The 18,275-nt window shown below is 62.5% G+C and carries 21 protein-coding genes (1 of these 21 running past the window's edge); 14 read left to right on the top strand and 7 right to left on the bottom strand.

Annotated elements, in window-relative coordinates:
• The first annotated feature begins 25 nt into the window (after positions 1 to 25).
• From LT40_RS18135 to LT40_RS18180, 10 genes are all read left to right on the top strand, one after another.
• Positions 26 to 1,060 carry an ABC transporter substrate-binding protein gene (locus tag LT40_RS18135; protein WP_043192480.1) on the top strand — a complete coding sequence of 345 codons (1,035 nt, stop codon included), beginning with the start codon at positions 26 to 28 and terminating at the stop codon, positions 1,058 to 1,060.
• A gap of 72 nt (positions 1,061 to 1,132) precedes the next feature.
• The gene (locus LT40_RS18140; RefSeq protein ID WP_043192481.1) at positions 1,133 to 2,380 is read left to right on the top strand and encodes an ABC transporter permease; all 1,248 of its coding nucleotides are present in this window, start codon (positions 1,133 to 1,135) and stop codon (positions 2,378 to 2,380) included.
• A gap of 11 nt (positions 2,381 to 2,391) precedes the next feature.
• Positions 2,392 to 3,216 carry an ABC transporter permease gene (locus LT40_RS18145; RefSeq protein ID WP_043192482.1) on the top strand — a complete coding sequence of 275 codons (825 nt, stop codon included), beginning with the start codon at positions 2,392 to 2,394 and terminating at the stop codon, positions 3,214 to 3,216.
• 75 nt (positions 3,217 to 3,291) lie between these two features.
• Positions 3,292 to 3,966 (top strand): ribulose-phosphate 3-epimerase, encoded by a 675-nt coding sequence (rpe, locus tag LT40_RS18150; RefSeq protein ID WP_043192483.1) that lies wholly within the window; start codon positions 3,292 to 3,294, stop codon positions 3,964 to 3,966.
• Positions 3,963 to 4,781: a phosphoglycolate phosphatase gene (locus LT40_RS18155; RefSeq protein ID WP_043192484.1), complete on the top strand. Its 819-nt coding sequence runs from the start codon at positions 3,963 to 3,965 to the stop codon at positions 4,779 to 4,781. Before rpe ends, LT40_RS18155 begins: the two co-directional genes overlap by 4 nt.
• Positions 4,782 to 4,840: 59 nt before the next feature.
• Positions 4,841 to 6,319, top strand: coding sequence for an anthranilate synthase component I (gene trpE, locus LT40_RS18160; RefSeq protein ID WP_043192485.1), 1,479 nt, complete (start codon positions 4,841 to 4,843; stop codon positions 6,317 to 6,319).
• Between the two features lie 77 nt (positions 6,320 to 6,396).
• Positions 6,397 to 6,996 (top strand): aminodeoxychorismate/anthranilate synthase component II, encoded by a 600-nt coding sequence (locus tag LT40_RS18165; RefSeq protein WP_043192486.1) that lies wholly within the window; start codon positions 6,397 to 6,399, stop codon positions 6,994 to 6,996.
• 9 nt (positions 6,997 to 7,005) lie between these two features.
• A complete protein-coding gene (gene trpD / locus LT40_RS18170; protein WP_043192488.1) occupies positions 7,006 to 8,055 on the top strand; it encodes an anthranilate phosphoribosyltransferase in 1,050 nt (349 codons plus the stop codon).
• The gene (trpC, locus tag LT40_RS18175; RefSeq protein WP_043192489.1) at positions 8,052 to 8,852 is read left to right on the top strand and encodes an indole-3-glycerol phosphate synthase TrpC; all 801 of its coding nucleotides are present in this window, start codon (positions 8,052 to 8,054) and stop codon (positions 8,850 to 8,852) included. The genes trpD and trpC overlap by 4 nt, the downstream gene beginning before the upstream one ends.
• 43 nt (positions 8,853 to 8,895) lie before the next feature.
• Positions 8,896 to 9,585 (top strand): lipoate--protein ligase family protein, encoded by a 690-nt coding sequence (locus tag LT40_RS18180; RefSeq protein ID WP_043192491.1) that lies wholly within the window; start codon positions 8,896 to 8,898, stop codon positions 9,583 to 9,585.
• A 10-nt stretch (positions 9,586 to 9,595) separates the two neighbouring features.
• Here the strand turns inward: LT40_RS18180 and crp are convergent, their stop codons facing one another.
• Positions 9,596 to 10,234, bottom strand: a complete 639-nt coding sequence (gene crp, locus LT40_RS18185; protein WP_043192493.1) for a cAMP-activated global transcriptional regulator CRP — start codon at positions 10,232 to 10,234, stop codon at positions 9,596 to 9,598.
• Positions 10,235 to 10,435: 201 nt separating this feature from the next.
• Here crp and LT40_RS18190 point away from each other — a divergent pair, with 201 nt between their 5' ends.
• Positions 10,436 to 10,858: an OsmC family protein gene (locus LT40_RS18190; protein ID WP_043192495.1), complete on the top strand. Its 423-nt coding sequence runs from the start codon at positions 10,436 to 10,438 to the stop codon at positions 10,856 to 10,858.
• 60 nt (positions 10,859 to 10,918) lie between these two features.
• Here the strand turns inward: LT40_RS18190 and coq7 are convergent, their stop codons facing one another.
• The 4 genes from coq7 to hemJ all read right to left on the bottom strand — a co-directional run bounded on the left by coq7 (position 10,919) and on the right by hemJ (position 13,346).
• Positions 10,919 to 11,566 carry a 2-polyprenyl-3-methyl-6-methoxy-1,4-benzoquinone monooxygenase gene (gene coq7, locus LT40_RS18195; RefSeq protein WP_043192497.1) on the bottom strand — a complete coding sequence of 216 codons (648 nt, stop codon included), beginning with the start codon at positions 11,564 to 11,566 and terminating at the stop codon, positions 10,919 to 10,921.
• A gap of 78 nt (positions 11,567 to 11,644) precedes the next feature.
• Positions 11,645 to 11,983: a histidine triad nucleotide-binding protein gene (locus LT40_RS18200; RefSeq protein WP_043192498.1), complete on the bottom strand. Its 339-nt coding sequence runs from the start codon at positions 11,981 to 11,983 to the stop codon at positions 11,645 to 11,647.
• A gap of 69 nt (positions 11,984 to 12,052) precedes the next feature.
• Positions 12,053 to 12,826: an SDR family NAD(P)-dependent oxidoreductase gene (locus LT40_RS18205; RefSeq protein WP_043192499.1), complete on the bottom strand. Its 774-nt coding sequence runs from the start codon at positions 12,824 to 12,826 to the stop codon at positions 12,053 to 12,055.
• Positions 12,827 to 12,920: 94 nt separating this feature from the next.
• Entirely contained in the window at positions 12,921 to 13,346 is a 426-nt protein-coding gene (gene hemJ, locus LT40_RS18210; protein ID WP_043192500.1) for a protoporphyrinogen oxidase HemJ, read from the bottom strand.
• Positions 13,347 to 13,480: 134 nt separating this feature from the next.
• Here hemJ and argC point away from each other — a divergent pair, with 134 nt between their 5' ends.
• Together argC and erpA are read left to right on the top strand one after the other, a co-directional pair.
• Positions 13,481 to 14,515, top strand: a complete 1,035-nt coding sequence (gene argC / locus LT40_RS18215) for an N-acetyl-gamma-glutamyl-phosphate reductase (protein WP_043192501.1) — start codon at positions 13,481 to 13,483, stop codon at positions 14,513 to 14,515.
• Between the two features lie 141 nt (positions 14,516 to 14,656).
• Positions 14,657 to 15,007 carry an iron-sulfur cluster insertion protein ErpA gene (erpA, locus tag LT40_RS18220; protein ID WP_043192502.1) on the top strand — a complete coding sequence of 117 codons (351 nt, stop codon included), beginning with the start codon at positions 14,657 to 14,659 and terminating at the stop codon, positions 15,005 to 15,007.
• Positions 15,008 to 15,067: 60 nt separating this feature from the next.
• Here erpA and LT40_RS18225 read toward each other — a convergent pair whose 3' ends face one another.
• On the bottom strand, positions 15,068 to 16,159 hold the full coding sequence (locus LT40_RS18225; protein ID WP_043192503.1) for an anhydro-N-acetylmuramic acid kinase: 1,092 nt from the start codon (positions 16,157 to 16,159) through the stop codon (positions 15,068 to 15,070).
• Between the two features lie 3 nt (positions 16,160 to 16,162).
• The gene (locus LT40_RS18230; protein ID WP_043192505.1) at positions 16,163 to 17,626 is read right to left on the bottom strand and encodes a peptidoglycan DD-metalloendopeptidase family protein; all 1,464 of its coding nucleotides are present in this window, start codon (positions 17,624 to 17,626) and stop codon (positions 16,163 to 16,165) included.
• A gap of 210 nt (positions 17,627 to 17,836) precedes the next feature.
• Between LT40_RS18230 and tyrS the strand changes: the two genes are divergently transcribed.
• Positions 17,837 to 18,275 carry the beginning of a tyrosine--tRNA ligase gene (tyrS, locus tag LT40_RS18235; RefSeq protein ID WP_043192507.1) on the top strand. It continues 761 nt past the right edge of the window, so 439 of the gene's 1,200 nt are visible here — the first part of the coding sequence; the start codon lies at positions 17,837 to 17,839; its stop codon lies off the right edge, out of view.

Consider the following 18,275-nt stretch of genomic DNA (forward strand, 5'->3'; position numbering starts at 1 on the left):
CACATGCACTTGGAGAGACGATTAAATGCTCAAGCACTTGAAATTGACCGGGCTTGCACTCGGCCTGTTCTGGGCCGGCCAAGCGCTGGCCGCTACCGACCTGACCGTGGTGTCCTTCGGCGGGGCCAACAAGGCTGCCCAGGTCAAGGCGTTCTACGAACCGTGGGAAAAGGCCGGTTCCGGCAAGATCATCGCCGGTGAATACAACGGCGAAATGGCCAAGGTCAAAGCCATGGTCGACACCAAGAGCGTGTCCTGGGACTTGGTGGAAGTCGAGTCGCCCGAGCTGTCCCGCGGTTGCGACGAAGGCATGTTCGAAGAGCTCGATCCGGCCCTGTTCGGCAAGCAGGACGACTTCGTCAAAGGCGCCATCCAACCCTGCGGCGTCGGCTTCTTCGTCTGGTCCACCGTGCTGGCGTACAACGCCGACAAACTCAAGACCGCACCGTCCAGCTGGGCAGATTTCTGGAACACCAAAGAGTTTCCCGGCAAGCGTGGCCTGCGCAAGGGCGCCAAGTACACCCTGGAATTCGCCCTGATGGCCGACGGCGTCGCACCCAAGGACGTGTACTCGGTGCTCGCCACCAAGGCCGGCCAGGACCGCGCCTTCAAGAAGCTCGATGAGCTCAAACCCAGTATCCAGTGGTGGGAAGCCGGTGCCCAGCCACCGCAATACCTGGCCTCGGGCGACGTGGTCATGAGTTCGGCCTACAACGGGCGCATCGCTGCAGTGCAGAAGGAGAGCAACCTGAAAGTGGTCTGGAACGGCGGCATCTACGACTTCGACGCCTGGGCCATTCCCAAAGGTGCCAAGAATGTCGAGGCCGCCAAGAAGTTCATCGCCTGGTCGGTCGCGCCACAGCAGCAGAAGACCTATTCGGAGAACATCGCCTACGGCCCTGCCAACACCCAGGCCGTACCGCTGCTGAACAAGGACATTCTCAAGGACATGCCGACCACGCCGGATAACATCGTCAATCAGGTGCAGATCGATGTGAGCTTCTGGGCCGATAACGGCGAGCAACTCGAGCAACGCTTCAATGCATGGGCGGCCAAGTAATACGCGTCACGGCACCCTGGGCGCGCCTGCCGGGCGCGCCTCTTTCGACCTGAATGATTCGCGGAGTTGACCATGGCCGTCGCAGTGCCTCTCAAACAGGACGCCAGCCTCACCCTGAAACAGCGCCTGTCCCGGGCCGAACGACTCAACCGCTGGAAAGCCCAGGCGTTGATCGCACCCCTGGTGCTGTTCCTGCTGCTGGTTTTCCTGGTGCCCATCGCGGCGCTCTTGTACAAAAGCGTCGGCAACCCCGAGGTGGTCGAAGGCATGCCGCGTACCGTGGCCGCCGTCACCGCCTGGGACGGCAAAGGCTTGCCCGATGAGCCGGTGTATCGCTCGCTGGCCGAGGACCTTGCCGAGTCACGCAAGAATCAAAGCCTGGGCGATCTGTCCAAGCGCCTGAACATGGAACTGGCCGGCTACCGCAGCCTGCTGGCGAAAACCGCTCGCGCCTTGCCGTTCCAGACCGAGCCGGCTTCCTACAAGGAAGCGCTGCAGGCACTCGACGAGCGCTGGGGCGACCCGGCCTATTGGCAGGCGATCCGCCGCAACACCAGCGCCGTCACCCCGTTCTACCTGCTGGCCGCAGTCGATCACCGCATCGATGATCTGGGCGAGGTGGCACCTGCCACGCCGGATCAGGCCATCTACCTGGACATCTTCGCCCGCACGTTCTGGATGGGCCTGGTGATCACCGCCATCTGCCTCGCGCTGGCCTACCCCTTGGCCTACCTGCTGGCCAACCTGCCGACCCGGCAGAGCAATCTGTTGATGATTCTGGTGCTGCTGCCGTTCTGGACATCCATCCTGGTGCGCGTCGCTGCATGGATCGTGCTGCTGCAATCGGGCGGCCTGATCAACAGCGCATTGATGGCCATGGGCATCATCGATAAGCCGCTGGAACTGGTGTTCAATCGCGCCGGCGTTTACATCTCCATGGTGCACATCCTGCTGCCGTTCATGATCCTGCCCATCTACAGCGTGATGAAGGGCATTTCGCCCACCTACATGCGCGCTGCCATTTCCCTGGGCTGTCATCCGTTCGCCAGCTTCTGGCGTGTGTACTTTCCGCAGACCTACGCCGGTGTCGGTGCTGGCTGCCTGCTGGTCTTCATTCTCGCCATCGGCTACTACATCACGCCGGCGCTGCTCGGCAGCCCCAACGACCAGATGGTCAGCTACTTCGTGGCCTTCTACACCAACACCAGCATCAACTGGGGCATGGCGACCGCTCTGGGCGGCTTGCTGCTACTGGCCACCGTGGTGTTGTACCTGATCTATAGCTGGCTGGTCGGCGCCAGCCGCCTGCGCCTGAGCTGAGGAGTACTGTCATGACGAGCCCTTACCTTTCGCCCATCGAGCGCGTGTGGTTCTACAGCCTGCGCATCCTCTGCGGCCTGATCCTGCTGTTCCTGATCCTGCCGGTGCTGGTGATCATCCCGCTGTCGTTCAACTCGGGCAGCTTCCTGGTGTATCCGCTGCAGGGCTTTTCGCTGCACTGGTACCAGGATTTCTTCGGTTCGGCAGAATGGATGCGCGCGTTGCGCAACAGCGTGATCATCGCCCCGGCGGCCACGGTGGTTGCCATGATTTTCGGCACCCTGGCGGCCATCGGTCTGACCCGCGGCAATTTTCCCGGCAAATCCCTGGTGATGGCCTTGGTCATCTCGCCGATGGTGGTGCCGGTGGTGATCATCGGCGTGGCCAGCTATCTGTTCTTCGCCCCGCTGGGCATGGGCAACAGTTTTCTCTCGCTGATCGTCGTGCACGCGGTGCTGGGCGTACCCTTCGTGATCATCACCGTGTCGGCGACGCTGCAGGGGTTCAACCACAACCTGGTACGGGCCGCGGCCAGCCTCGGTGCCTCGCCGGTGACCACGTTCCGCCGGGTGACCCTGCCGTTGATTGCCCCCGGCGTGATTTCCGGCGCGCTGTTCGCCTTCGCCACCTCGTTCGATGAGGTAGTGGTGACCCTGTTCCTGGCGGGCCCAGAGCAGGCCACCTTGCCCCGGCAGATGTTCAGCGGCATCCGCGAAAACCTCAGCCCGACCATCGCCGCCGCCGCGACCCTGCTGATCGTCTTCTCGGTGTTGTTGCTGCTGGTGCTGGAATGGTTGCGCGGGCGCAGCGAAAAACTGCGTACCGCTGCGGTTTGACAGGGCTTGTTCGCCCGCTCATCCCAGCTGAGCTACAATGCGCGCCACCGTGATTCCAGCCTGAATAGGTGCGCCATGCAGCCCTTCGCAATTGCCCCGTCCATCCTCTCTGCGGATTTCGCCCGCCTGGGTGAGGAAGTCGATAACGTGCTCGCCGCCGGCGCCGATATCGTCCACTTCGACGTGATGGACAACCACTACGTCCCCAACCTCACCATCGGCCCGATGGTCTGCGCGGCGCTGCGCAAGTACGGCGTCAGCGCGCCCATCGATGTCCACCTGATGGTCAGCCCCGTCGACCGCATCATCGGCGACTTCATCGAGGCAGGTGCCAGCTACATCACCTTCCATCCCGAAGCGACCCAGCACATCGACCGCTCGCTGCAACTGATCCGCGAAGGCGGCTGCAAGGCCGGCCTGGTGTTCAACCCGGCCACCCCGCTGAACCTGCTCGAATACGTCATGGACAAGGTCGACATGATCCTGTTGATGAGCGTCAACCCTGGTTTCGGCGGCCAGAAGTTCATTCCCGGCACCCTGAACAAACTGCGCGAAGCGCGCGCCCTGATCGACGCCAGCGGGCGCGACATCCGCCTGGAAATCGACGGCGGCGTCAACGTGGCCAACATTCGCGAGATTGCTGCAGCCGGTGCCGACACCTTCGTTGCCGGCTCGGCCATCTTCAATGCGCCCGACTACCGCAATGTGATCGAGCAAATGCGCACGGAATTGACGCTGGCCCGCTCATGAGCGCCCTGGAGCGGCTGTTTCCCGGCAACCTGCCGCGCCTGGTGATGTTCGACCTGGACGGCACCCTGGTGGATTCGGTACCCGACCTGGCTGCCGCCGTCGACACCATGCTGGCCCAAATGGGCCGCGAGCCGGCTGGAATTGAAGCGGTGCGCGAGTGGATCGGCAACGGTGCCCGCGTGCTGGTTCGCCGCGCCCTTGCAGGTAGCTTCGATCACGCGCACATCGACGAGGCGCAAACCGAGCACGCCCTGGAGCTGTTCTCGGCGGCCTACGCCGCACACCACGCCTTGACCCAGGTGTACCCGGGCGTGCACGAAACCCTCAAGTGGCTGCACAAGAAGCGCGTGAAGATGGCCCTGATCACCAACAAGCCGGAACGCTTCGTCGCGCCCCTGCTGGATCAGATGGGCCTGGGGCGCTACTTCAAGTGGATCATCGGCGGCGACACCTTGCCCCAGCAGAAGCCCGATCCGGCAGCCTTGCTGTTCGTCATGAAAATGGCCAAGGTCAAGGCGCAGCACGCCTTGTTCATCGGCGACTCGCGCAGCGACGTGCAAGCCGCCAAGGCCGCCGGCGTGACCTGTATCGCGCTTAGCTACGGCTACAACCATGGCCGGCCGATCGCCGAGGAATCACCGGCGCTGGTCATCGACGATCTGCGCGCGCTGATGCCTGGTTGCTTCGATCCGGCCACTGGGATAACGTTGGCCCACGGCAACTCCCCCGCTCATAGAGATTCCATCGTGGTGGTCACTCGCAAACTCTGGATGAAAGTCATCAAGGCCCTGGCCCGCTGGCGTTGGCGCGCCTGACTTTCCTGCTCCAGCGTTTGCCCACAGACCGTTCGACCCCTCCATCACGAGGCTGAATCATGACCCGCGAAGAATTCCTGCGCCTGGCTGCCGAAGGCTACAACCGTATCCCGATGGCCCACGAAACCCTGGCCGACTTCGACACCCCGCTGTCCATCTACCTGAAACTCGCCGACCAGCCCAATTCATATCTGCTGGAATCGGTGCAGGGCGGCGAGAAGTGGGGCCGTTACTCGATCATCGGCCTGCCGTGCCGTACCGTCCTGCGCGTCCACGGCTACCATGCCAGCGTGACCTGTGACGGCATCGAGATCGAAGCCTGCGAAGTCGAAGACCCCCTGGCCTTCGTCGAGACCTTCAAGGCGCGCTACAACGTGCCGACCATCGCTGGCCTGCCACGCTTCAACGGCGGCCTGGTGGGCTATTTCGGCTACGACTGCGTGCGCTACGTCGAGAAACGCCTGGGCCAGTGTCCGAATCCGGATCCGCTGGGCGTTCCGGACATCCTGCTGATGGTCTCCGACGCCGTGGTGGTGTTCGACAATCTGGCGGGCAAGATGCACGCCATCGTCCTGGCCGATCCAGCCCAGGCGGATGCCTACGAGCAGGCCCGCGGCCAGCTCGACGCCTTGATGGAACGCCTGCGTCAGCCCATCGCCCCGCGCCGCGGGCTGGACTTCAATCGCCCGCAGGCTGGTGACCCGGTGTTTCGTTCCAGTTTCACCCAGTCCGACTACGAAGCCGCTGTCGACACCATCAAGGAGTACATCCTGGCGGGCGACGTCATGCAGGTGGTGCCGTCGCAGCGCATGTCCATCGACTTCAAGGCCGCGCCGATCGATCTGTACCGCGCGCTGCGCTGCTTCAATCCAACGCCCTACATGTACTTCTTCAACTTCGGCGATTTCCACGTGGTCGGCAGCTCGCCCGAGGTGCTGGTGCGGGTCGAGGACGACCTGATCACCGTACGGCCAATCGCCGGAACGCGCCCACGTGGCGCGACCGAAGAAGCCGACCATGCGCTGGAAGTCGACCTGCTGTCGGATGACAAGGAAATCGCCGAGCACTTGATGCTGATCGACCTGGGCCGCAACGACGTGGGCCGGGTATCGGAGGTCGGTTCGGTGAAGCTGACCGAAAAGATGGTCATCGAACGTTACTCCAACGTGATGCACATCGTGTCCAACGTGACCGGCCATCTCAAGCAGGGCCTGACTGCCATGGACGCGCTGCGCGCGATCCTGCCGGCAGGCACCTTGTCCGGTGCGCCGAAGATCCGCGCCATGGAAATCATCGACGAGCTGGAACCGGTCAAACGCGGTGTCTACGGCGGTGCGGTCGGCTACTTCGCCTGGAACGGCAACATGGACACCGCGATCGCCATCCGCACTGCGGTCATCAAGAACGGCGAGCTGCACGTGCAGGCCGGCGGCGGCATCGTGGCCGACTCGGTGCCGGCCCTGGAATGGGAAGAGACGCTGAACAAGCGTCGCGCCATGTTCAAGGCCGTGGCCCTAGCCGAGCAAGCGCCAGACTGATACCGGACCCGGCAAGCCAGTGTCCACCGGTTGCAGCCAACCGGTGGTCCGTCAGCAGATTCGAGAGGTTAAGCCCCATGCTGCTCATGATCGACAATTACGACTCCTTTACCTACAACGTCGTCCAGTACCTGGGCGAGCTCGGCGCCGACGTCAAGGTCATCCGCAACGATGAACTGACCATCGCCGAAATCGAAGCCCTGGCGCCGGAACGCATCGTCGTCTCGCCCGGCCCCTGCACACCCAACGAAGCCGGTGTCTCCCTCGACGTGATCCGGCACTTCGCCGGCAAGCTGCCCATCCTTGGCGTCTGCCTGGGCCACCAGTCGATCGGCCAGGCGTTCGGCGGCGACGTGGTACGCGCTCGCCAAGTCATGCACGGCAAGACCAGCCCGATCACCCACACCGACCTGGGCGTATTCGAAGGCCTCAACCATCCGTTGACGGTCACCCGCTATCACTCCCTGGTGGTCAAGGCTCAGACCTTGCCCGAGTGCCTGGAACTGACGGCCTGGACCACCCGCGAAGACGGCACGGTAGACGAGATCATGGGCCTGCGGCACAAGACCCTGAACGTCGAGGGTGTGCAGTTCCATCCCGAATCGATCCTGACCGAGCAAGGCCACGAGCTGTTCGCCAACTTTCTCAAGCAGACCGGCGGCAGCCGCCAGGGCTAAGGAATTTCCATGGATATCAAAAGCGCGCTGACCCGTATCGTCAGCCAGCTGGACCTCACCACCGAGGAAATGCGCGCGGTAATGCTCGACATCATGACCGGCCAATGCAGCGAAGCGCAGATTGGCGCCTTCATGATGGGCATGCGCATGAAAAGCGAGACCATCGACGAGATCGTCGGCGCCGTGACGGCGATGCGCGAACTGGCGAGCAAGGTCGAACTGCGCACCCTGGACAAGGTGGTCGACATCGTCGGCACCGGTGGTGATGGCGCCAACATCTTCAACGTGTCCACCGCCTCGGCGCTGGTGATCGCGGCGGCTGGCTGCACCGTGGCCAAGCATGGCAATCGCGCAGTGTCGGGCAAGAGCGGCAGTGCCGACTTGCTCGAAGCTGCCGGCGTCTACCTCAATCTGGACGCCACTCAGGTGGCCCGTTGCATCGACAGCGTCGGCATCGGCTTCATGTTCGCCCAGGCCCATCACAGCGCCATGAAGCACGCGGCCATTCCGCGCCGCGACCTGGGACTGCGAACCCTGTTCAACATGCTCGGCCCGCTGACCAACCCTGCTGGCGTCAAGCATCAGGTAGTCGGGGTGTTCACCCAGGCCCTGTGCCGTCCGCTCGCCGAAGTGCTGGCGCGCCTGGGCAGCAAGCATGTACTGGTGGTGCACTCGCGCGACGGCCTGGACGAATTCAGCCTGGCCGCGCCGACCTTCGTCGCCGAACTCAAGGATGGCGAGGTGACCGAGTACTGGGTCGAGCCTGAAGATCTGGGCATCAGGAGCCAAAGCTTGCACGGGCTCGTGGTCGACAGCCCGGCGGCTTCCCTGGAACTGATTCGCGACGCACTGGGGCGGCGCAAGACCGAGCAAGGCGAAAAGGCTGCCGAAATGATCGTGCTCAACGCCGGCGCAGCGCTGTACGCAGCCGACGTGGCGAGCAGCCTGAAAGAAGGCGTGGCCATGGCCCACGATGCCTTGCACACTGGCCTGGCCCGTGAAAAGCTCGAGGAACTGGGTGCCTTCACCGCCGTATTCAAGCAGGAGAACGAAGCATGAGCGTGCCTACGGTTCTTGAGAACATACTCGCGCGCAAAGCCCAGGAAGTGGCCGAGCGTCGCGAGCGAGTCGGCCTGGCCGAACTCGAGCGCCTTGCCGCCGCAGCCGATGCGCCGCGTGGTTTTGCCCAGGCCTTGATCGCCCAGGCCGCCTCGAAGCGCCCGGCAGTCATTGCCGAGGTCAAGAAAGCCTCGCCCAGCAAGGGGGTCATCCGCGAACACTTCGTGCCCGCCGACATCGCCAGCAGCTATCAGAAGGGCGGGGCTACCTGCCTGTCGGTGCTGACCGACATCGACTATTTCCAGGGTGCCGACCTGTACCTGCAGCAGGCCCGCAGTGCTTGCCAGCTGCCGGTCATCCGCAAGGACTTCATGATCGACCCCTATCAGGTGGTCGAGGCACGTGCATTGGGTGCCGACTGCATCCTGCTGATCGTTTCGGCGCTGCAGGATACGCAGATGGCCGAGCTCGCCGCTGTGGCCAAAGGCGTCGGCCTCGACGTGCTGGTCGAAGTCCACGACGGCGATGAGCTGGAGCGCGCACTGAAAACCCTGGACACCCCGCTGGTCGGCGTCAACAACCGCAACCTGCACACCTTCGACGTCAGCCTGGAAACCACACTCGATCTGCTGCCGCGTATCCCGCGCGATCGCCTGGTGATCACCGAGAGCGGCATCTTCAACCGTGCCGATGTTCAGCTCATGGAAATCAACGGGGTCTACTCGTTCTTGGTCGGCGAAGCGTTCATGCGCGCCGAAGATCCAGGCACGGAGCTACAGCGCCTGTTCTTCCCCTGATCCAACGGCCGTCTTGGCCTTCACTACGCACGAGTCTCGCCCCATGCTTCAGCATTTGCCTACGGAACAGGGTTTGCGCGCCGAGCAGGATCTGCTGGGCAGTGTCTGCAGGGGTGAGCAGGCGTGGGGCCTGCTGTTCTGGTGCCCCACCGACCGCACCCTGGTCATGCCGCGACGCATGAGCCGCCTCGAGGGCTTCGAACAGGCCAGCCTGGCATCGGCCGCCAGCGGCTGGCCGGTGTTGCTGCGCGAGACCGGCGGCGAACCGGTGCCACAATCGCCATCGACCATCAACGTCGCCCTGGTGTATGTCGCCCCGCAGCATGAAGGCGATCAGCACCGTATCGAAACGGCCTACCGCCGGCTGTGCCAGCCCTTGCTCGATGCCCTCGAACGACTCGGTGGCAGCGCGTCGTTGGGTGAAATAGAAGGGGCCTTCTGCGACGGCCGCTTCAACGTCAATCTCGACGGGCGCAAATGGGTGGGCACGGCGCAACGCTGGCGCCAGGGCCTGAGCGGTACGCGCCCAGTGGTATTGGTGCACGGGGCGATGTTGATGGAGGATGAGCGCGAAGCCATGGCGGCCACCGTCAATCTGTTCAATCAACGGTGCGGTCTGGAAGACCGGGTCAAGGCCGCCAGCCATATCGCGCTGCACGAGCGCCACCCTGCTCCAGACCTGATCGACGAGCTGTACGCTGTCTATACTCGGATGCTGACGGCCCTGGTCTGAACCCTCGCTGTCAGCGCGTGCCGAACACCACCATGGTCTTGCCTTTCACATGGACCACGCTGCGTTCTTCCAGATCCTTGAGCACGCGGCCGACCATCTCCCGGGAGCAGCCCACGATCCGGCCGATTTCCTGACGGGTGATCTTGATCTGCATGCCGTCGGGATGGGTCATGGCGTCGGGCTGCTTGCACAGATCGAGCAGGCACCGAGCCACCCGTCCGGTCACGTCGAAGAACGCCAGGTCGCCGACCTTGCGCGTCGTGTCGCGCAGGCGCTGCGCCATCTGCCCACCCACGGCGTAGAGCATGTCCGGGTCCTGTTGGGCCAACTCGCGAAACGCGGAATAGCTGATCTGCACGACTTCGCATTCGGTCTTGGCGCGCACCCGCGCATTATGTGGCTGCGTGCCGCTGGCTGACTGAAACAGCCCCAGCTCACCGAAGAAATCGCCGGCATTAAGGTAGGCAATTACCAACTCCCGACCTTCCTCCGCTTCGATCACCACCGTCGCCGAGCCTTTGAGAATCAGCGAAAGCGTGTCATCCCGCGCACCGGCGGCGATCAAGGTGGTCTTGGCGGCAAACCGATAACGCTGACCCTGCGCGAGCAGCTTTTCGAGGTTCTTGATCTTGTGCGCGGCAGCGGTCATGGCTTGGTTCCGGAAAGGGCAATCGATCTTGCATAGATCACGGCGATACGCCAGTACATTGGCGTCAGCTTATCAGACACCTAGTGGGGTCACACGCCATTTAGACTGCCGGACTTGCGATTCGAGCGCCAGGGTCTCGCGAATTGTTACAGGTGGGCTGTGTTAAGCTCACCCGCTTTATGAACACGGGAGTCCGGAAAGATGAAGGCGCGTATTCAGTGGGCCGGCGAGGCCATGTTTCTGGGCGAATCGGGCAGCGGCCATGTCGTGGTCATGGACGGACCTCCCGAAAGCGGCGGTCGCAACCTGGGCGTGCGCCCGATGGAAATGCTGCTGCTGGGCCTGGGTGGCTGCAGCAACTATGACGTCGTCAGCATTCTCAAGAAATCGCGCCAACCCATCGAAAGCTGCGAAGCCTTCCTGGAAGCCGAACGCGCCACCGAAGACCCCAAGGTCTTCACCAAGATCCACCTGCACTTCGTGGTCAAGGGCCGCGGTTTGAAAGAAGCCCAGGTCAAACGTGCAGTGGAACTGTCGGCCGAGAAGTATTGCTCCGCATCCATCATGCTGGGTCGCGCTGGCGTGGACATCACCCATGACTACGAAATCGTCGAACTGGGCTGACTTCAAGAACAAATGAAAAGGGCGCTCATCGAGCGCCCCTGTCCTACCTGCCGCACACTTTCAAATGCGGTAGGTGCTCTTGGTCATGACCTTGGCCAGCAAACTCATGCCAAAGCGCAGCGGTGCCGGAAACCGCGCCCCGCCAGCGTCAAGCGCCGATTCGGCATGGGCTTGTTCATCACTGCGCATCTGCGCCAGGATCGCCCGCGACTTGGCGTCCTCGGCAGGCAGCTGCAGCAGGTGTTCGTCCAGGTGCTTGACCACCTGGTGCTCGGTCGCCGCCACGAAGCCCAGGCTCACTCGGTCGCTGATGATGCCTGCCGCCGCACCGATGCCGAACGACATCCCGTAGAACAGCGGATTGAGCACGCTGGTGTGGCTGCCCAATTGCCGAATGCGCTGTTCGCACCAGGCCAGGTGGTCCACTTCCTCTTCTGCCGCATGCTCCATGGCCTTGCGCACCTGAGGCAGCTTCGCGGTCAGCGCCTGGCCCTGGTACAGCGCCTGCGCGCAGACCTCGCCGGTGTGGTTGATGCGCATCAGCCCAGCCACGTGCCGGCTCTGTTGCTTGTCCATCGTCACCTCGGGCTGGACCACGGCTGGCGACGGTCGCGACGGATGACCGCTGAACGGCAGCAGGGTGCGCATGGCCGTGTCGGCCTGCAGCAGCAATCGATCGATGGGCGAGTAGTGACGCTGGGTTGCCATGGGGCACCTCCGTTGAAAACCTGGCCTGCATGTTGGCGTACAAGCACGGCGCCTGGCCATGTCTTGCACGAAGATCGCTTAACCGGGCGGCCAGTTCATCTGGCGCTGCCCCAGCACATGCATGTGTATGTGGTAGACGGTCTGACCGCCCAGTTCGTTGCAGTTCATGACCACCCGGAAGCCTTCCTCGCAACCCAGCTCCTTGGCCAGCCGCTGGGCGGTGAACAGGATATGTCCAGCCAGGCCCTTGTCGTCTTCGGTCAAGTCATTGAGCGTGCGGATGGCTTTTTTCGGGATGACCAGAAAATGCACCGGCGCCTGTGGCGCGATATCGTGGAAGGCCAGTACCTGGTCGTCCTCGTAGATGATCCTGGCCGGAATCTCCCGGTTGATGATCTTGGTAAACAAAGTATCCACAATGCATCTCCATGGCAGTCGAAGGTTCAGTGTACTGAGGCTTGTGCCCAGCGCCCAGCCTTGCGGGCCTCAATGAGGGGCAAAGGCTTTGTTGACCCGTCCGCTCACGATGCGCGTCAGCCAGCGCGAACCTACGCGCGCCGCCCTGGCCAGCCACGCATTGCGCCGTCCGGGCACGATCACCGCACGATTGCGGTCCAGCGCCCGCACCGTGTGCAGCGCCACCTGCTCGGCATCCAGCACCAGGGAGCTGTCCGTCAGGCGCGGAATCCGCCGCTGGCTCGAGCGTACCGGCCCGGGGCACAGCACCGAAACCTTGACCCCGGTCTGCTTGAGTTCCTCGCGCAGCCCTTCGGAAAAATGCAGCACGTAGGCCTTGCTGGCTGCATAGCTGCTCATCCACGGGCCGGGCTGGAACGCGGCCAACGAGGCAACGTTGAGAATCTGCCCGCCACCCTGCACGGCCATGGCATTACCCAGGGCGTGACAGAGGCGGGTGAGGGCCAGAATGTTCAGTTCGATAAGGTCTTGTTCCTGGCTCCAGTCCTGGGCCAGGAAGTGTCCATAGGAGCGCACGGCCGCGCAGTTCACCAACAGGTCGATCTGGCGTTCGCTCTCTTCCAGTTCGAGCAGGAAGCCCGACAAGCGCAGGGGTTCGCCCAGGTCGCAGGCCCGAAACAATACTTCCACACCAAAGCGCTGGGTCAATTCAGCGGCAATGATTTCCAACTGGTCACGCTGGCGCGCCACCAGAAGCAGGCTGCGGCCACGCCTGGCCAGGGCTTCGGCCATGGCCAGGCCCAGGCCTGCCGACGCGCCTGTGATCATGGCATAACGGGTCATCTCATTCTCCATACCCCCGCCAGGCAAGCTGGCGCGGTTTCATATGGACAGTCTACAGGGCGCACCCGCTTTGAGCGCGCTGCGTGTGCAGGCCTCAGAACGGCTTGACCACCACCAGGATCACCACAGCCAGCAGGATCAGCACTGGAATTTCGTTGAACCAGCGGTAGTACACATGGCTGCGTTTGTTCTCGCCACGTGCGAAGCGCTTCATCTGCGCGCCGCACACGTGATGGTAGCCGGTCAGCAATATGACCAGGGTCAGCTTGGCATGCATCCACCCCTGGCTCATCCAGCCCGGCGACAGTGCAATCAGCCAGATACCGAAGACGAACGTGGCGATCATCGCCGGGGTCATGATGCCGCGGTAAAGCTTGCGCTCCATGACGGCAAAGCGTTCGCGGCTGACGGTGTCCTCGCTCTGCGCGTGGTAGACGAACAAGCGAGGCAGGTAGAACAACCCGGCAAACCAGCAGACAACGCTGACGATATGCAGAGCCTTGATCCATAGATAAAGCATTTTCGGTCTTCTCAGGTTCACGGTAGCGTCGATAGTAGAGTCTGTCGGCGTTCGCGTCATCTCAACGGTTGTGACTCAAGCCCCAGGCCCCTATCATCGAAGGCTTTCCAGTCGCATCGTGAAGAGGGCAGTGTATGGTCAAGGTCGGTATCGTCGGCGGCACGGGTTACACCGGAGTCGAACTGCTACGTCTGCTGGCGCAGCATCCGCAGGCGCAGGTAGAGGTCATCACCTCCCGATCCGAGGCTGGCCTGCCGGTTGCCGACCTGTACCCCAACCTGCGCGGTCACTACGACGGCCTGGCGTTCAGCGTCCCGGACATCAAGACCCTGGGTGCCTGCGACGTAGTGTTCTTCGCCACGCCCCACGGTGTCGCCCACGCCCTGGCCGGCGAGCTGCTGGCGGCGGGTACCAAGGTCATCGACCTGTCCGCCGACTTCCGCCTGCAGGATGCCGATGAATGGGCCAAGTGGTACGGTCAGCCGCACGGTGCGCCCGAGCTGCTGGCCGATGCCGTCTATGGCTTGCCCGAGGTCAACCGCGAGCAGATCCGCCAGGCGCGCCTGATCGCCGTGCCAGGCTGCTATCCGACGGCCACCCAGCTGGGCTTCCTGCCGCTGCTCGAGGCTGGACTGGCCGACAACACGCGTCTGATCGCCGACTGCAAGTCGGGCGTCAGTGGCGCGGGTCGCGGCGCCAGCGTAGGTTCACTGTTCTGCGAAGCTGGCGAAAGCATGAAGGCCTATGCGGTCAAGGGGCACCGTCACCTTCCCGAAATCACCCAAGGCCTGCGTCGCGCCGCCGGTGGCGAGGTGGGTCTGACCTTCGTCCCCCACCTCACGCCCATGATCCGCGGCATCCACTCCACACTGTATGCCACGGTCGTCGACAAAACGGTCGATCTGCAGGCCCTGTATGAAGCGCGCTACGCCGATGAACCCTTCGTCGACGTCATGCCGGCCGGCAGCCACCCCGAAACCCGCAGCGTGCGCGGCGCCAACGTCTGCCGCATCGCCGTGCACCGCCCCCAGGGTGGCGACCTGGTGGTCGTGCTTTCGGTCATCGACAACCTGGTCAAAGGCGCGTCGGGCCAAGCCGTGCAGAACATGAACATCCTGTTCGGTCTGGACGAACGCTTCGGTCTGTCCCACGCCGGCATGCTGCCCTGACCATTTCCGCAGCATCGCCCAGAGGCCCGCATTGCGGGCCTCTTTGCTTTAGCCACTGGCTAATTCTTGACCATTTTCGTAGGAGAAGAGGATAATGCCGCCATTGAGCATTATGACGGCGTACGCCGGGAGAACTTCTACATGAGCGTCGAATCCTTTACCCCCATGGCTTTGCAATTCACCCAAGGGGCTGCCATCAAGGTCAAGACCCTGGTCGATGAAGAGGGTAACGATCGCCTCAAGCTGCGCGTCTTCGTCACCGGCGGCGGCTGCTCGGGCTTCCAGTATGGCTTCACCTTCGATGAAGACGTTGCCGAAGACGACACCATCGTCGAGCGCGAAGGCGTCAGCCTGGTGGTCGATCCCATGAGCTTCCAATACCTGGCCGGCGCACAGGTCGATTACCAGGAAGGTCTGGAAGGTTCGCGGTTCGTCATCAACAACCCCAACGCCAGTACCACCTGCGGCTGCGGTCAGTCCTTCTCGATCTGACCAACCGTCCATGAAAAACGCCGTGCAAATGCACGGCGTTTTCATTTCAGGTTTCACGTTTCAGGCAGGGTAGATAGCGCCCAACACGCGCAAGCCGCGTGCGCCGGTCACGCTTGGCCGATTGGCCGCAATGCCTTGCAGGCAGCAATCGGCCAGCCAGGCGAACGCCATGGCTTCGACCCAGTCTGGATCCACACCCGCAGTCGCGGTACTGCCGACCTGCGTGCTCGGTAACAAAGCCGCCAGTCGCGTCATCAAGGCCTGGTTGTGAGCACCGCCACCGCACACGAGCAGCGCGTGAGTGGTCGGCTGGGCAACGCGCAGCGAGTGCACGATGCTTTGTGCAGTCAACTCGAGCAGCGTTGCCTGAATGTCAGCATCGTCGAGCGCAGGCAGCGCGGCGAGGTGTCGCTGCAGCCAGCCCAGGTTGAACACCTCGCGACCGGTACTTTTTGGCCCGCTGCCAGCGAAGAAAGGATCGCTCAGCAGGACGTTCAACAAGTCCGGTTGGAGCGTGCCGGACGCTGCCCAAGCACCCGCCCGATCGTAATCCTGGCCACGCTTGAGGTGAATCCAGGCATCCATCAGCACATTGCCAGGTCCGCAGTCGAAGCCACTGACCGGCTGATTTCCACCGATCAGGCTGAGATTGCTGAACCCGCCCACGTTGAGCACTGCACGCGCCTCACCTTCGGCACCGAACAGCGCCTCATGGAAGGCCGGTACCAGCGGTGCACCTTGGCCACCCGCCGCCACATCGCGGCGGCGGAAATCGCCCACGACAGTGATCTGCGTCAGCTCTGCCAGCAGGGCAGGGTTGCCAATCTGTACGGTGAAACCACGTGCAGGCTCGTGCCTCACGGTTTGCCCATGGCTGCCGATGGCACGAATGTCCTTGGCGGCGAGCTGCTGTCCCGCCAGCAGCGTCGAGATGCCCTCGGCTGCCAGTGCTACCCACTGGTTTTCTGCCAGGGCGGCCTTGGCGATTTCATCCGGTCCGCTGGCGCACAGCTCCAAGAGCTGCTGGCGCAGTGTCGCAGGCATGGGTACGTAGTGTGTCGCGACAAGCCGAGTGGATAGATCCTGCTCGATCAGGGCAATGTCCAGTCCATCCAGGCTGGTGCCAGACATCACCCCAAGGTAGTACGCCATGACTCAGCGCTTGCTCGCCAGCAGGGTCGTACGCTCCACATCCATCTTCGCCATCAATGGCTGGCTCAGCTGGTTGAAGCGCTGTTTCTCGGCCTTGGCAATCGGATCGGCCATCGGCAACTTCTGACCCAGTGGATCGACGTGTACACCGTTGACCTGGAACTCGTAGTGCAAGTGCGGCCCGGTGGACAGGCCGGTGGTGCCGATATAGCCAATCACCTGACCCTGCTTGACGCTGCCGCCGGTCTTGATGCCTTTGGCGAAGCCCTGCATGTGCCCGTACAGCGTGGTGTAGCTGTTGCCGTGCTGGATGATGACGGTGTTGCCGTAGCCGCCACGACGACCGGCCAGGGTGACCTTGCCATCACCGGCAGCCTTGATCGGCGTACCGCGCGGCGCTGCATAGTCCACGCCTTTGTGCGCGCGGATCTTGTTCAGGATCGGGTGCTTGCGGCCCATCGAAAACCGCGAGCTGATGCGGGCGAAATCCACCGGTGTGCGGATGAACGCCTTGCGCATGCTGTTGCCATCGGCCGTGTAGTAATTGCTGTTGCCCTGCTTGTTGGTATAGCGAACTGCGGTATAGGTCTTGCCGCGGTTGGTGAAGCGCGCGGCAAGGATGCCGCCGGTACCGATCACCTTGCCATTGAGTACGCGCTGCTCGTAGATGATGTCGAACTCGTCGCCCTGGCGGATATCCTGGGCGAAGTCCACGTCGTAGCCAAAGATGCTGGCCATGTCCATGGTCTGGCTGTGCGACAGCCCTGCGCGTGCCGCGGACTGCGACAAGGAGTTCTTGATGACGCCATGTGCATAGGCCTCACGTGTGACCGGCTTGCTGGTTTCACGCTCGAAGGCAAAGCCAGTGCTGGCCTTGGTCAGCCTGATCGTATCCAGATCGCTGACCTTGCTGTGCAGGCTGAGCAATTCGCCTTCCGGCGACAGCTCGAATTCCAGCAGTTGCCCGCGCTTGAGCTGGGTGAACTGCTTGGCCTTCTTGTCGCTGCCTACCACTTCAGCCACGGTCGAAGCGGGCAGGCCCACTTTCTCGAACAGGGTGGAAAGCGTATCGCCTTTGGCTACCACAACCTGGCGATGCCCAGGCTCTTTCTTGGCAGCAGCGACTTCCTTGGCAGTGGTTACTTCCTTGGTGGCTGCGATCGGGGTTGCAGGCGTCACCGTTGGCTGTGCGGCTTGCTCAATGTCTGTCGAGGCGGAGGTTTCGATTTGGGCGAAAGGAGCGGGGGCAGCCTGTTCGGCGACTGGAGCGATGGGAGCGTCCTGTTCGGCGTCCTTGAGCTGCTCCATGGGGGCCGGCATGTCGAGGCTCGTGGTGGTGCGTTTTGCTTCTACGTCGCTGGAAGGAAACACCAGCAAGGCAAGGCTGAGGAGGGCGGCTATGCCGCTGGCAGCCACGAGGTGGCTCTTCGGATAAAGCGGCGGCGCTTTAGGCGGTTGCTTGGTCATAGGTGATTTTTTGACTTTTAAAGATGGAAAGATGAGATGAATGACATGATGAAGATGAAATAACTGTATAAAATATAACCAAAACCCCTCCAAAGCAAGCTCGCAGACGTTTGCTTGGCGCCAATGAGTCACATCTGTGCTCGCGCCTTGTATTTGACCCGTGATCTTGTATCGTTGGCCCCTTTGAATCTGAGCGTTGTAGGACCCTATATGAAGTCTGTTGAAGAGCAGCTGGCGCTGATCAAGCGCGGCACTGAAGAGGTGCTGGTCGAATCCGAACTGGTCGAGAAGCTCAAGCGCGGTCAGCCTCTGCGTATCAAGGCAGGCTTCGATCCCACCGCTCCGGATCTGCACCTGGGTCATACCGTGCTGATCAACAAGCTGCGGCAGTTCCAGGAACTGGGTCACCAGGTCATCTTCCTTATAGGCGACTTCACCGGCTCCATCGGTGACCCCAGCGGCAAAAGCGCCACGCGCCCACCACTGACCCGCGAGCAAGTGCTCGAGAATGCCGAGACCTACAAGGCTCAGGTATTCAAGATCCTCGATCCGGCCAAAACCGAAGTGGCGTTCAATTCGACCTGGATGGACGTCCTCAGTCCTGCCGACTTCATTCGCCTGGCTTCGCAGTACACCGTGGCGCGCATGC

It is taken from the genome of Pseudomonas rhizosphaerae (assembly GCF_000761155.1).
GTDB classification, from domain to species: Bacteria; Pseudomonadota; Gammaproteobacteria; order Pseudomonadales; family Pseudomonadaceae; genus Aquipseudomonas; species Aquipseudomonas rhizosphaerae.

Bases quoted from the DNA above. Each gene is read 5' to 3' on its own strand.
- argC (WP_043192501.1), top strand. From the start codon at position 13,481: ATGGTCAAGGTCGGTATCGTCGGCGGCACGGGTTACACCGGAGTCGAA.
- LT40_RS18155 (WP_043192484.1), top strand. From the start codon at position 3,963: ATGAGCGCCCTGGAGCGGCTGTTTCCCGGCAACCTGCCGCGCCTGGTG.
- LT40_RS18140 (WP_043192481.1), top strand. From the start codon at position 1,133: ATGGCCGTCGCAGTGCCTCTCAAACAGGACGCCAGCCTCACCCTGAAA.
- rpe (WP_043192483.1), top strand. From the start codon at position 3,292: ATGCAGCCCTTCGCAATTGCCCCGTCCATCCTCTCTGCGGATTTCGCC.
- erpA (WP_043192502.1), top strand. From the start codon at position 14,657: ATGAGCGTCGAATCCTTTACCCCCATGGCTTTGCAATTCACCCAAGGG.
- LT40_RS18190 (WP_043192495.1), top strand. From the start codon at position 10,436: ATGAAGGCGCGTATTCAGTGGGCCGGCGAGGCCATGTTTCTGGGCGAA.
- hemJ (WP_043192500.1), bottom strand. From the start codon at position 13,346: ATGCTTTATCTATGGATCAAGGCTCTGCATATCGTCAGCGTTGTCTGC.
- LT40_RS18230 (WP_043192505.1), bottom strand. From the start codon at position 17,626: ATGACCAAGCAACCGCCTAAAGCGCCGCCGCTTTATCCGAAGAGCCAC.
- crp (WP_043192493.1), bottom strand. From the start codon at position 10,234: ATGACCGCTGCCGCGCACAAGATCAAGAACCTCGAAAAGCTGCTCGCG.
- LT40_RS18205 (WP_043192499.1), bottom strand. From the start codon at position 12,826: ATGACCCGTTATGCCATGATCACAGGCGCGTCGGCAGGCCTGGGCCTG.
- trpD (WP_043192488.1), top strand. From the start codon at position 7,006: ATGGATATCAAAAGCGCGCTGACCCGTATCGTCAGCCAGCTGGACCTC.
- LT40_RS18165 (WP_043192486.1), top strand. From the start codon at position 6,397: ATGCTGCTCATGATCGACAATTACGACTCCTTTACCTACAACGTCGTC.
- trpE (WP_043192485.1), top strand. From the start codon at position 4,841: ATGACCCGCGAAGAATTCCTGCGCCTGGCTGCCGAAGGCTACAACCGT.
- LT40_RS18145 (WP_043192482.1), top strand. From the start codon at position 2,392: ATGACGAGCCCTTACCTTTCGCCCATCGAGCGCGTGTGGTTCTACAGC.
- trpC (WP_043192489.1), top strand. From the start codon at position 8,052: ATGAGCGTGCCTACGGTTCTTGAGAACATACTCGCGCGCAAAGCCCAG.
- LT40_RS18135 (WP_043192480.1), top strand. From the start codon at position 26: ATGCTCAAGCACTTGAAATTGACCGGGCTTGCACTCGGCCTGTTCTGG.
- coq7 (WP_043192497.1), bottom strand. From the start codon at position 11,566: ATGGCAACCCAGCGTCACTACTCGCCCATCGATCGATTGCTGCTGCAG.
- LT40_RS18225 (WP_043192503.1), bottom strand. From the start codon at position 16,159: ATGGCGTACTACCTTGGGGTGATGTCTGGCACCAGCCTGGATGGACTG.
- LT40_RS18180 (WP_043192491.1), top strand. From the start codon at position 8,896: ATGCTTCAGCATTTGCCTACGGAACAGGGTTTGCGCGCCGAGCAGGAT.